Origin of the sequence: Veillonella seminalis, from assembly GCF_003992065.1 — a bacterium.
Taxonomy (GTDB): Bacteria; Bacillota; Negativicutes; order Veillonellales; family Veillonellaceae; genus Veillonella_A; species Veillonella_A seminalis.
In genome coordinates, this window is record NZ_RQUZ01000004.1 from 102,152 (window position 1) to 115,906 (window position 13,755).

Genomic DNA, 13,755 nt, shown 5'->3' on the forward strand with positions numbered 1-13,755 from the left:
TATATATTATGTTTATTCTTAATTATTCACTTTTACCGGACCTGGATGAACCGCCACCGGAACCGCCTTTGCTCGATCCCGCCGGTTTACTGCCTGAATCGGAGCTGTTATCAGAGGAGTTATCATTGCTTTCCACCTGACTACCGTCCTTATCCTTGTTATCCTGCTTATCCTTATCTTTGTTTTTATCTTTAGGATCAGCCTTTGGTGCCGGTGCTGCATAACCTTGGTTAGCTATTGCGGCAGCTCCCGGAGGAACTGTAAAGTCGCTGGCCGGAATTTCCACGGCATTTAACGCGCCGGACATAAAGTCACGCCATATAGCAGCCGGAACTGTACCACCGGTAATACCATCCAGTGTTTCCACACCATAGTCATCACCCATCCATACAGCTGCTACCAAATCAGGCGTATAACCTACGAACCAGGCATCTTTCGATTCATCGGTAGTCCCTGTTTTACCTGCAGCCGGGCGTCCGATAGCCGCACCGCCGCCGGTACCGCCGGACACAACCGATTCAAGCATGTTCGTAATTACATACGCATCCTTGGCATCAACTACACGTTGTTCTTCTGTGCTGTTTTCTTCCACCACTTGACCGTTGCGATCCACAATCTTCGTAATGGCTACCGGTTTAACTTTAACCCCGCCATTAGCCAATGTACCGTAAGCCACAGCCATATCAATCGGTTTAACACCTGACGTTAAACCGCCCAAGGCAGCCGCCAAGTTATTATCCTTGGATTTATCGAGTGTGGAAATACCCAAGTTAGTTGCTAAATCAAGAACTTTACGCATGCCCACTTTATCGGCCAACTGTACAGCGATCGTATTAACCGAATGCTGCAACGCATAACGCAATGTCATTTGACCGGAATAAGTACCTTCATAGTTCTTAGGACTCCAACCGTTAAATTCGATTTTCTTATCATCCATAACCGTTCCCGGTGTCATACCGTCTTGGATAGCTGCCAAATAAACGAACGGTTTGAAAGCAGAACCCGGTTGACGTTCAGCCAATGCGGCACGGTTAAAGGAATCATCACCGCGACCGCCTACCATGGCTACAATATAACCATTGTGCGGATTAATAGCTACAAGCGCCCCTTGCGGTTGCGTTAAGCCTTTATCATCCGTATAGAAGTTAGGCAAATCACGCATTGCTTTAACAGCGGCATCCTGTGCCTTCATATCAATTGTTGTGTAAATCTTCAAACCATCTTTATAAATGGCATCATCACCGTATTTTTCGGCAATTTCAGAAATAACATAATCAATAAAGTACGATGCATTATTATCGCTATGTGCGGCTTCGGCTTTTTCACGCAAGCCCAAATCTGCATCTTTCGCCTTATCAGCCGTAGCTTGGTCAATATAATCATACTTAACCATCTGCCCCAAAACGACAGCCTGACGAGCTTTGCCAGCTTTATAGTTGGTAAGCGGTGAATAATAGTTAGGACTTTGCGGTAAACCGGCCAGCATAGCCGATTGTGCCAAATCCAAATCCTGTACGTTTTTGCCAAAATATACATGTGCAGCGGCCTGTACACCATACGCACCTTGACCGAAATATATCTGATTCAAATACATTTCCAAAATTTCTTGTTTCGTATAGTACTGTTCAATACGAATAGCCAACAATGCTTCCATAATTTTACGTTTTAACGTACGGTCTTGTGTCAAAAACGCATTACGAGCCAACTGCTGCGTAATCGTACTACCGCCTTCGGCCACGCCGTCATGAGCAATATTTACCCAAATAGCACGCAAAATACCGATAGGGTCAACCCCATGATGACTATAGAAACGATTATCTTCAGTCGCAATAAACGCATTTTGTAAATCTTTCGGTACCTGAGATAATTTCACGGGCAACCTATTTTCAGTGGCATGCACTGTGGTAATCAAATTACCGTGCACATCGTAGATCTGTGACGACGCAGCCGGTTTAACATTGGCCACATCCGGTAAATCGGACATAGTGGCACCGATGAAGCCGCAACCGGCTCCGGCTACTATCAAGAAAACTAAAATACCCACAATCCATAAAAATCGACGCAATGGTGATTTCTTCTTTGGCGGTTTGGGCGTTTTAGTCGCCGTCGTTCTACGTCTTGTCTGTCGCCCATTTTGAGACGAACCTTGTAAACTCATACGACACCTCTCATTACGAATAATAAGTCATATAGCTTATTATAGCATACCTATGCTATATATGGTATCAGTAAAGCGTGCTACTTCAAATACACGAGCGTAGCACCGGCACCGCCTTCATCATAACCGGCAATTTCGTAACGGCTGATATGCGGCAATGTTTTCAAATATTGATGAATACCGGCTCTTAAAGCACCGGTTCCTTTGCCATGTACAATGCGTACCGGCGAAATTCCGGCCATTAAAGCCTGATCAATGAAGTGACTCACATTTTGATTGGCTTCATCCACGGTCTGACCGATAACATTGAGCTCTGTTGTAGCATGTTTCTGACGTTCCACAGCGGAACCGCCGGCACGTTTGCGCGGCTTCGGCTGAACGGCCGTTTCCTTACGGCGCAAGTTATTGGTTTCCTCACGACTGGCCACAGCCAAATCGGCTGCTTTCACATTGGCGGTCAAGCCGTTTACCGCTACCTGAATTCGTTTCCCCTGCACGGCCGTAACCGTACCGACCGCATTGAGTGATACCACAAATACGGTCTGACCTTCTTTTAATTCTTTTACATTAACAGGAGTTCGTTCATCGCGTTCCAATTCGGGCACATTAACACCGGATATATCTTTTCGAGCTTTCGTAATGGCATTTTGACGCTTATCTTTATCCGCTTCGGAGAACTGCGATTTCAATTCTTTAATGATTTGTTCGCCTTCTACGCGAATGGACTGTTTAAGCTGTTGCGCTTCGTTTTGAGCTTTTGCCAAAATCTGCTTGCGACGTTCATTGAGTTGTTTCTTCTCACGTTCCGCCTGCGTGCGCATACGGCGAGCTTCGTCCAATTCCTTCTTAAGAATTCGTTCCCGCTCCTGATTCTTACGAAGCTGTTCGTTCAAATCACTGAGCACCGTTTCCATATCACGATTTGCCGAGCCTTCGTGAGCTTGTTTAGCATAGTCGATAACTTCACGCGGCACACCGAGACGGGCGGCAATACTCAAGGCATGACTGCTGCCGGCCACCCCGATATGAAGCCGATAAGTCGGCCTCAAAGTGCGTTCATCAAACTCTACGTGGCCGTTTTCAATACCATCCGTATGGTATGCATATCGCTTCAATTCATTGTAGTGAGTACTTACCATCATGAGAGGTCCCCGTTTGCGGAAGTATTCAAGTAAAGCTACAGCAAGAGCGCTCCCTTCTTCCGGATCGGTCCCCGAGCCCAATTCATCGAGGAGAACCAAATCTTTGGCACCGGCCACTTTCAAGATTTTTACGACCTGCGTCATGTGAGCCGAGAAAGTACTTAAGCTTGCTTCAATGCTCTGCTCATCGCCGATATCGGCATAAATATTGTTAAAAACAGGTAAAATAGAGCCTGTATCGACAGGGATAAATAATCCGGCCTGATTCATAAGGCTCAAGAGCCCCAATGTCTTCATGGCTACCGTTTTACCACCCGTATTGGAACCGGTGATAAGCAAAATTCGATAATTCGTCCCCAATGTAATAGTCGTCGGTACTACCACATTAACGGGAATCAGCGGATGACGGGCATTTAAAAGTTTTACTTCCCGTGTGCCGCTAAGCTCTGCAGGAACAGCTTTCATCTTAATAGCCAAATTAGCTTTACCGTATACAAATTCCACGTGAGATACTCGATCACAAGCATCCATCAAGGTGTTACTGTCTTTGCGAACCGCCAAGGATAACTCTCGGTAAATACGGCGTACTTCTTCTTCTTCAGCCAACTCCGCTTCTTGCAAATCATTATTCAAATTTACAAGCCGCATCGGTTCAATATATAAAGTGGCCCCTGTAGATGAACGGTCATGAATCAAACCTTCAAAAGCATAGCGATATTCCTGTTTAACCGGAATTACGTAGCGATTATTACGCTGTGTAACAATAGCTTCCTGAAAATACTTTTGGTTGTTGGGATCATGCATAATCGCCTGCAAATCCGACTTAATGCGCTCCTTCGTACGCACGATGCTAGAGCGCAAATGCTGTAATTTAGGCGATGCAGAATCCATGAGATTGCCTTTTTTGTCAAAAACGCGTTCAAACTTACGTTCTAAACCGTCATGACGCGGCATATCCTGAATCCACAATGATAATAGCGGATAATGTGCATATTTATTGTAAAAAAACGTGTACATCCGCTTATACGCACTTAAAGTGGTATATAAATCCCATAATTCTTCATGCGTTAAAATAATTTCTTTACGACTTTTGGCACAAGCATCGCGAATATCGCGGGTGCCGCCAATCGGTTGTTCGATTTCCGTATGGAGCGAATTAACCGCCTCCACCGTTTCATCGAGAGCCGTTTTAATGGCGATAGGATCTGTTAGCGTTTCCAACTCCATAGCCATTTCCTTGGCCACTTTAGAGCTGCATTCAGCGGCCAAACGTTCTCGAATCACATCAAAATCCAACAGTTTTTCACTGTTCATAGGTAATACAATCCCTCCTATGTCAAAATCTCTCTTTACTACTATTTAAATTCTAAATCTCGCTAAAACTTTTCTAAGCTGACATTTAAAAACAATTCAAAATCCGACTTTTGAAAACTTAGTCGACATCTGTCAAAAAATTCCTTTAAAATAATGACCTCGCGTAATCGGCAAAGATTCATTCTTAGGCGGTACCGGCGAAGTATGTGCCAAAATACCGCGATACGCTTCAATCGTATCACGAAGCCATTCCTTTGATTGCTGACGACCGTCAATACGTAAAACGGCAATCCCCCGTTTCACCAAATCAGGAATATACGCCCGCATATCCAGCATACGACTGTTCATAATATGCATGCGGCAATACGGATCCGTGCGAAGCGGAAACTCCTCGCCCATACGATCACGTAAACGATAAGAATCCTTAAGACATGGTGCCGGGCAATTCGTTTTACAGCCTGTGCCGGCAAAACTGCTGATAACACAGTATTCGGAAATCATAAGTTCCGTAAGACCATGGACCACACATTCCACCGGAATTTGACTATGACGAATAATCCCACTAATTTGATGCAACGTCGCCTCTTGGGACACAACCACACTGCTGAGTCCCAAGTCCGTTACTTGACGAACCGCTTCTTTATTGAAAAGCTGTAAGCTGCTGTCACCTTCTACGGCACCTTTATAGCCCAACATTTGGAGCCATTCCAAAGCACCTAAAAAGTGAATGCTGATGGCATCCGGCTTAGCGGCGATTATAGCTTCCAAGGTAGGACGATACGCTTCAAACTCACTCTCGCGCACAATACGCGGCGTTAATAAAACACAAGGCACCTTATGAGCATGGCAAAGCTCAACTACACGATTATATATAGACAAATCATACGGTTTACGCTGTAAACGATCGCCGCCGAAAATAATCTTCTGAGCACCTGCTTCAATAGCTGCTATTACCTGCCACTCTTCATCAAGCTGCACCGACACGAGAGGTACGGCCGGCTGATTCCCGGTACGCTGAGCGATAGCCTTACCGGCTGTCTCAGCATCATCCGTCATCATACTCTTATAACTTGGTCTATCCTTAATCTCATCGGCAATGGCACCTTCAATACGACTTAATACGGTAGCCATGGCCTTGGCATGTTTTTCCAATAATATATCTTCTAAGCGGGCAATGCCGTCGCGTCGAATCTGGTTAAGCACACTGGATGGCCACATAAACGGTTCTTCCGGCATATAAACAGACGCCAAACGGAAAACGGTGGTACCCAAACGGCCTAATTGTTCCCACACTTTTTCATGACTCGTCGGTGTCTTATGAGCTCGTTGCACCACATAATCACCGCTGACAGTAACGGTAGTACCATCATCCATCAAGAGTGTCAAAGTCGGTGCCGCCCCTTCCTGACCATCCAAATAGGCATGCACATCATATTTACGGGAGAATTCCTGTAAATTCTGCCAATCCGTCTTCTTCGGGCCGTCATCAGAAGGTCCGATACGCTTACCGCGATTACCTGGCGCCACGGCCGTAATCATTTCACGACTAGAACGATTTTCCAAATAGGCCGTAGAAAAACCGCGGTTAAAACCGGCCGCCAAATGTTCTTGGTCTTCCTCAATAGTTTGGCCGGCTCTATCGATAATTTGCCGATAGGTGCCGATAACTTCTTTTACGTAGGACGCTTTTTTCATGCGCCCTTCCACTTTAAAAGAGGCCACGCCTGCTTCCATGAGTTCAGCCATGTGTTCACTGTAATTAAGGTCCTTCGGACTCATAATATATGCTTCGTCTTCAGCATTTATAACCTTACCCTCGCCGTTAATGAGTTCATACGGCAAACGACACGGCTGGGCACAAGCACCCCGATTACCGCTGCGACCGCCGATAAAACTGCTCATGAGGCATTGTCCGGAGTAACATACACAAAGTGCACCGTGAACAAACACTTCAATTTCGGCTTTGGCTTCACGGCAAATTGTCTTAATCTCATCAAGACTCATTTCACGTGCCAATACAACCCGTGAAAAGCCCATGCGTTCCAAGAAACGCACAGTTCCCATATTGGTGGCCGTCAACTGCGTGCTGGCGTGCAAATGGAGCTTCGGTGCCACTCGTTTCGCCAATTCGGCCACCGCCAAATCCTGTACGATAATGGCATCTACATTGATTCGCTCCAACTCACGCAAATATTCTTTTAAATCCTTCAATTCGGCATCGCCGATCAATATATTTACCGTTACAAAAACGGATACATCCAACAAATGAGCCAAGCGAACCGCTTCAGCTAATTCTTCAATATCAAAATTGTCTGCATTCGCTCTCGCATTAAAAGCCTTGCCGCCTAAATAAATCGCATCAGCTCCGGCTTCTAAAGCTGCTAAAAAATTTTCCGACGTGCCTGCCGGTGCCAATAATTCCATACGCCCTCCTTAAGGACACTCATCGCCATATTTCTATATAAAATTATATCACATTCCTTAAAATATATGGCAAAATAAGCCGTTATACTGTGCGGTCGCACAATATAGCGGCTTATCTGTTATTTAATCAGTTAATGTATTTTACTACTAATTGACATATTTTGCAACCTTACGAGGTCCCCCCAATCTGTTTTAGCAATCAAAATCGGCGGATGACCTATAACGTTTGCTTGAATTAGCGTAATTTGCAACCTAATTCAGCTAAGGCAGCCAAAATGTCGTCAATCGTCGGCTGAATATCTTCATCCGTCAATGTACCTTCATTGCTGCGGAAGGATAAATTGTAGGCCAAGCTGCGATGGCCTTCTTCAATGTGAGCCCCTTCATACACGTCAAATACGAATGCGCGTTCCAAATATTGACCGCCTTTTTCATAAATGACTTGGCTGATAGCTTCGGAAGACACCGTCTTAGGTGCTACGATAGCAAGGTCACGGCTGGTGCCTGGGAATTTACTGATTCCTTGATAACGAAGCTGACCGCGAGTCAATTCCAAGATAGCCGTTACATCGATATCAAAGAGATAAGCTTTACCCGGTAAATCATAGGCTTTCATTACTTGCGGATGAACCTCACCCAACGTAGCAATAACCGTACCGTCTACAACATACTGAGCACTTACGCCCGGATGGAGATACGTTTCTTTGGAGCGTTCAATCTCAGCTTCAATGCGAAGTTCCTTAAGAACCGCTTCCAACACACCTTTCACATCGTAGAAATCAGTTTCACGCTGTGGCTGTGCCCATTGCAATTCCGTCGTTTTGCCCATCATAAAACCGCTTACATGGTATTTTTCAACCGGTAATTCAGTAATTGGCAAAGCTTTCGGTTCGTAAATCGCACCGGCTTCGAATAACCACAAATCATGGTTCTTTTGAGCCAAGTTACGAGCCGCCGTATCAAGCATACTAGGAATCAACGTAGTACGCATTACCGGAAATTCTTCCGTAATCGGATTCAAAATAGGTACTGCCTGATAACGGCTGTCTGTTTCCGGAATGAGTAATTTTTTAAGGCTGTCCGTATGCATGAAGCTGAACGTAATAATTTCGCTGAGACCTTGTGTTACCAAAGTCTGACGAATTGCTTTAGCAAGCAATTTTTTATCACTCATGGTACCGCTGTTAAGATTAGCCCATGGCGTTGTATTCGGAATGAAATCGTAACCGTAAATACGTGCTACTTCTTCGGCAATATCCGGCATAACCGTTACGTCACCGCGCCAGGACGGTACACCTACGGTAATTACATCCCCATCTTGAGACCAAGTGAAAGACAAGGTAGTCAAAATTTCCTGCATACGTTCCACAGAAATATCGGTACCCAAGTAGCTGTTAACAGCTGCTACGGTGAAGGATACGGTATGAGCTTCAGCCGGAGCCGGATATACATCCACCACACCTTTAGCTACCGTAATATCTTCCGTCAATTCCTGCAACAACTGAGCTGCACGATTAAGTGCCACCGGTGTATATTCAGCATTCACGCCGCGTTCAAAACGGCCTGATGCTTCACTGCGCATACCGAGCGCACGAGCAGTACGACGAATGGAAGAACCTTTAAATACAGCGGCTTCCAGGATAATCGTAGTAGTTGCGTCGGTTACTTCGCTATCGAGTCCGCCCATAACGCCGGCAACCCCTACAGGGCCGTTCGCATCGGCAATAACGAGCATATCCGTTGTTAATTCACGATCAGTACCGTCCAAAGTTTTTAACGCTTCTCCGGCTTTAGCGGCACGGGCCGTCAATTGATGACCGGCTACTTTATCATAATCATAAGCATGCATCGGTTGGCCGTATTCGAGCATAACGTAGTTCGTTACGTCCACTACATTATTGATTGGGCGAATACCGCCGTTACGCAAACGGTTCTGGAGCCATAACGGAGATGGACCTACTTTAACATTGCTGATAACACGCGCCATGAAACGGCTGCACAATTCAGCATCATCAATGCCGATTTTCACCATATCATTCACAGCACTGCCATTTTCATTTACTTTAACAGTCGGTTCCGTATTCTGAGATTTTGTCAAAACCGCAAATTCACGACTCAAACCAATCATGGAGAAGCAGTCCGCACGGTTCGGGGTCAATTCGAATTCATATACGATGTCATTGAGCATAACTGCATCACGAATATCCATGCCGATTGGCGTACCTTCCGGCAAAATGTAGATGCCTTCCCCTTCGCCCGGCATAACCATATCTTTAGGAATACCCAATTCTGCTACGGAACAGAACATACCGTCAGATACTTCACCGCGAAGTTTGCCTTTTTTAATTTCCGTACCGTCAGCCAAACGGGATTTATGGTACGCAACCGGTACCACCTGACCAACAGCCACATTTGTTGCAGCCGTTACGATTTGTTTTGTAATTTCTTCGCCCGTTTTGTCATCGAGACAAGCTACCTGGCAAACCTGTAATTTATCGGCATCCGGATGTTTTGTAATTTCAATAATTTTACCGGTAAAAATCTTTTTCAAACCAGGATCCATCGAGATAACATCTTCTACCGGAATCCCTGCCTGCGTTAATACATCGGCCAGTTCCTGAGCCGGTTTCGTTGTGTCTACAGGAACATAGTCCTTCATCCATGTTAAACTAGCTTTCATCGTCGTACCTCCTAGAACTGCTTCAAGAAACGCATATCATTATCATAGAATAAACGTAAATCGCCGATACCGTACAAGAGCATCGCAATACGTTCAACACCCATACCGAAGGCAAAACCCTGCACTTCGTTCGGATCGTAGCCGTTCATGGTCAACACGTTCGGATGAACCATGCCGCAGCCGAGGATTTCGAGCCAGCCGGTGTGAGAGCATACACGGCAACCTTCGCCGCCGCACATGCAACAGGAGATATCAACTTCCGCACTCGGTTCCGTGAACGGGAAGAAGCTGGTACGGAAACGAACTTTCGTTTCTTCACCGAACATGTGGCGTAAGAACAGTTCCAAAGTACCTTTCAAATCGGCAAAGGTAATGCCTTTGTCCACTACAAGGCCTTCTACTTGATGGAATACCGGGGAGTGAGTGGCGTCATAGTCCCAACGATAAACTTTGCCCGGTGCAATCATGCGTACAGGGCTATTCGGTTCCTGACTCTGAAGAGTACGAGCCTGTATCGGCGAAGTATGTGTACGGAGCAATACGGAATCGGTAATGTAGAAGGAATCCTGCATATCGCGAGCCGGATGATCGGCCGGTAAATTCAAGCATTCAAAGTTGAAGTAATCGCTTTCAATTTCAGGACCTTCCGCAACGGTATAGCCCATTTTCATGAAAAAGCGTTCAATTTCATCATTAACAGCCGTGAGCGGATGCACATGACCTTGGCGAGTAGCGCGGCCCGGTAAGGTAATATCGATTTCTTCCGCACCGAGTTTAGCAGCCAACACTTCGGCTTCAAGTTTTGCCTGTACATCGTCAATCATGGCTTCCAATTCTTGACGTACCGTATTTACCAACGCACCCATGCGTGGGCGTTCTTCGGCGGATAATTTGCCGAGGCCTTTTAATAATGCGGTCACTTCGCCCTTTTTACCTAAAAATTTAACGCGGGCATCTTGTAAAGCTTGCAAATCGGTAGCTTTTTGAATAAGCTCCGCCGCTTGCGCTTTCAGGGATTTTAATAATTCTTCCATCCGTCACAACCTCCTAAAACAAAAAAACCTCCGCCCCGGCAAGGGGCGAAGGTATAACATTCGCGGTACCACCCTAATTAGTACTCAATAACCTTAACGCGGTCACACGATGAATCTACTGTAGTTCAATCCATGGCTCCAAAAGGAAAGGCTTTCCGCATCGTATTTATGAAACTCGCACCATTGCTTCACTCTCTGAAAAACACCTATGCGGCGCCGATTTTGTCATCGCCGTAATATCTACTCATCATGCCGACACATCTGTCAAACCTCAAAGAGAGCTTTGAAAAACGCCGGTACGACTGAGTTTTTTATTAATCTATGTGTTAGTATATCAACTCTCACGCATTCTGTCAAAAAGATTTACGCTTTAAAACGCTTTATACACGCCAAGGTAAATCAGGCATTTCAAATTTATCGATTACGTAGAAAGTACCGGTGCTCATATACACAAGGTCACCCACCGTATTATACAAACGGCCCGTTGTGACCATAGTGTGATTGCCGTTGTGCTCCACATTTCCTACAGCACGCAACTTTTCACCGGCTTTAACAGCTTTTACGAAATTGCCTTTCATCTCGAGTGTTACCACCCGTTTCCCCAATGTAAAGCAAGATACGCCCATAACTGTATCGGCGAGACTCATATAAACGCCACCGTGCACATTACCGATAAAATTACCGTGTTTTACCTTATCTGTGTCAAACATCATTTCCAAATGACCCGGATCGCCACCGGTTACATGGGTATACTTCGACCAATCAAAGGTATGTTGATTACACATATTGTCAAAAAAATCGACCAGTGTACGCATTTCTTGTTTTTTACTCACAACTACACTCCCTTCCCTTATAACCTTATAATACAACGCGTATATGCTAAGTTACCATATACGCGCTTATTATATAATATTTGTTACATCAATTAAGATTTGCAATACGTCTAATATATGCAATGCGTCATTATTCGTAATGCAATGCGTCAATCGGATTCAATTTAGCAGCCTTACGGGCCGGATATAATCCAAATATGAGCCCGATAGCCATGGAGAAACCGAAGGATAAAAGAATCGGTCCCATAGAAATAACCGTCTTCATACTTGTTAATGCCCCGATTAGCTTCGATGCTCCGATACCAACCAAGATACCGATGGCACCACCGACCAAGCTGATTACAACAGCTTCAATGAGGAACTGCATAACAATAACGCGATAGGTCGCCCCTAATGCTTTACGAACCCCAATTTCACGGGTACGTTCCGTAACGGATACGAGCATGATGTTCATGATGCCGATACCGCCGACAATGAGCGAAATGGCAGCTACGGCACCTAAGAACAAGGTCATAGTGGCCGTGGTTTCTTCAACCGTTGCCATGATAGTAGCCATATTACGAACGTTAAAATCATCAAGTTCCGGATTCTTAATATTGTGACGAACACGCAAAATATTTTCTACGTCTGTTTGCAAGCGATTAAGGTCTACGCCGTCTTTCGCTTTAATATAAATCATACGCAGATAGTTAACACCTTGCAAACGTTCCATACCCGTTGTATACGGAATATAGATAACATCGTCCTGATCATTACCGAAACTGCCGGACCCCTTGCTTTCGAGCACGCCGATAACCTTATACGGGTTATTTTTAATACGAATATCTTTACCTACCGGATCTTCCGTGCCGAACAAATTCGTCGCTACCGTATTACCGATAACCGCTACACGTTCACGACGTTCTACTTGCGAAGCCGTAATGAAACGGCCGGATTTTACAGTCCAGTTGTTAATGTACTGAAAATCGGCGTTTACGCCATTAACACTGGTAGTCCAGTTTTTATTCGTATAAATTACAACGTACGAGCTCCCGGCTGAAACCGGTGATGCCATATCCACATCTTGTAAATGGGAAATCGTCGTGTAATCTTCAAGCTTTAACGTTTTCTGGGAGTCTGCAGTCGGACGAACACCCGGTGTACGCGGAGCCCCCGGATATACCATGAGCAAATTACTCCCTAAGCTGGAGATGGAATCTTGAATTTGGCTACGCACCCCATAACCGATGGATACAAGGGCAATTACAGCCGCTACCCCGATAATAATCCCCAACATAGTAAGGAGGGAACGCATCTTATTAGCTACCAGGGAGGCCCACGCCATTAAAAATCCTTCTTTATACATGAGGCTCCCCTCCTTTTCCCGGCTTTACCGCTTTTTGAGCCGTTGCTTCCGACACAGCTACCGATTCGGTAGGAACCTGCACCGGCTGAATCGGCTGAGCCGATGGTACCGGTTGTAAACCGGCCATATTCGGATTTTGTTTATCTTCCACAATATAGCCGTCACGAAGCACGATATTACGACTCGCATACGTCGCAATATCCGGTTCATGAGTAACCAAAATAATGGTACGCCCTTCATTATATAAATTTGTAAAAATATTCATAACATCGACACTGGATTTGGAATCCAAGTTACCGGTCGGTTCGTCCGCCATGATAATAGACGGATCGTTCGCCAACGCACGGGCAATAGCTACACGCTGACGCTGACCACCAGATAGTTCGGACGGCAAATGGTCGAGACGATCGCCGAGCCCCAAAGAGTCCAACAAATAAGCGGCCCGTTCATTACGTTCCTTCTTAGGCACGCCCGCATATACCATAGGCAAAGCCACATTATCCTGAGCCGTCAATTTCGGCAACAGGTTAAAACTCTGGAACACAAACCCGATACGTTTATTACGGACAAAAGCGAGCTCATCATCGCTCAAAGTAGCTACTTCTTCGCCGTCCAATTTATACGAGCCGGACGTAGGTCGATCAAGGCAGCCCAAAATGTTCATGAACGTAGATTTACCCGAACCGGACGGCCCCATGATAGACGTAAACTCTCCTTCATAAATATTGAGGTCAATGCCGTGTAATACAGGCACCACGAGCTTACCGTTAACATAGGTTTTGGTAATTCCTTCCAGTGAAATGACTGCTTGTTTCATCTGCATTC

At 45.4% G+C, this 13,755-nt stretch carries 8 protein-coding genes; all 8 read right to left on the bottom strand.

From position 1 onward, the window contains the following. Nucleotides 1-22: 22 nt before the first annotated feature. Nucleotides 23-2,158, bottom strand: a complete 2,136-nt coding sequence (locus tag EO126_RS03835) for a transglycosylase domain-containing protein (RefSeq protein WP_127007676.1) — start codon at nucleotides 2,156-2,158, stop codon at nucleotides 23-25. Nucleotides 2,159-2,238: 80 nt separating this feature from the next. Continuing rightward, complete coding sequence (locus EO126_RS03840; protein WP_127007678.1) at nucleotides 2,239-4,614, bottom strand: endonuclease MutS2; 2,376 nt, start codon at nucleotides 4,612-4,614, stop codon at nucleotides 2,239-2,241. Nucleotides 4,615-4,746: 132 nt separating this feature from the next. Further along, entirely contained in the window at nucleotides 4,747-7,038 is a 2,292-nt protein-coding gene (locus tag EO126_RS03845; protein ID WP_127007680.1) for a U32 family peptidase, read from the bottom strand. Nucleotides 7,039-7,273: 235 nt separating this feature from the next. Further along, complete coding sequence (gene pheT / locus EO126_RS03850; RefSeq protein ID WP_006556534.1) at nucleotides 7,274-9,718, bottom strand: phenylalanine--tRNA ligase subunit beta; 2,445 nt, start codon at nucleotides 9,716-9,718, stop codon at nucleotides 7,274-7,276. An 11-nt stretch (nucleotides 9,719-9,729) separates the two neighbouring features. Continuing rightward, nucleotides 9,730-10,752, bottom strand: coding sequence for a phenylalanine--tRNA ligase subunit alpha (pheS, locus tag EO126_RS03855; protein ID WP_006556533.1), 1,023 nt, complete (start codon nucleotides 10,750-10,752; stop codon nucleotides 9,730-9,732). A gap of 380 nt (nucleotides 10,753-11,132) precedes the next feature. Then, nucleotides 11,133-11,585, bottom strand: coding sequence for a PaaI family thioesterase (locus EO126_RS03860; RefSeq protein ID WP_006556532.1), 453 nt, complete (start codon nucleotides 11,583-11,585; stop codon nucleotides 11,133-11,135). A gap of 130 nt (nucleotides 11,586-11,715) precedes the next feature. Beyond that, nucleotides 11,716-12,930: an ABC transporter permease gene (locus EO126_RS03865; RefSeq protein WP_127007682.1), complete on the bottom strand. Its 1,215-nt coding sequence runs from the start codon at nucleotides 12,928-12,930 to the stop codon at nucleotides 11,716-11,718. After that, nucleotides 12,923-13,747: an ABC transporter ATP-binding protein gene (locus tag EO126_RS03870; protein WP_127007684.1), complete on the bottom strand. Its 825-nt coding sequence runs from the start codon at nucleotides 13,745-13,747 to the stop codon at nucleotides 12,923-12,925. Before EO126_RS03870 ends, EO126_RS03865 begins: the two co-directional genes overlap by 8 nt. Nucleotides 13,748-13,755: the final 8 nt, after the last annotated feature.

Bases quoted from the DNA above. Each gene is read 5' to 3' on its own strand.
- EO126_RS03835 (WP_127007676.1), bottom strand. From the start codon at position 2,158: ATGAGTTTACAAGGTTCGTCTCAAAATGGGCGACAGACAAGACGTAGA.
- EO126_RS03840 (WP_127007678.1), bottom strand. From the start codon at position 4,614: ATGAACAGTGAAAAACTGTTGGATTTTGATGTGATTCGAGAACGTTTG.
- EO126_RS03845 (WP_127007680.1), bottom strand. From the start codon at position 7,038: ATGGAATTATTGGCACCGGCAGGCACGTCGGAAAATTTTTTAGCAGCT.
- pheT (WP_006556534.1), bottom strand. From the start codon at position 9,718: ATGAAAGCTAGTTTAACATGGATGAAGGACTATGTTCCTGTAGACACA.
- pheS (WP_006556533.1), bottom strand. From the start codon at position 10,752: ATGGAAGAATTATTAAAATCCCTGAAAGCGCAAGCGGCGGAGCTTATT.
- EO126_RS03865 (WP_127007682.1), bottom strand. From the start codon at position 12,930: ATGTATAAAGAAGGATTTTTAATGGCGTGGGCCTCCCTGGTAGCTAAT.
- EO126_RS03870 (WP_127007684.1), bottom strand. From the start codon at position 13,747: ATGAAACAAGCAGTCATTTCACTGGAAGGAATTACCAAAACCTATGTT.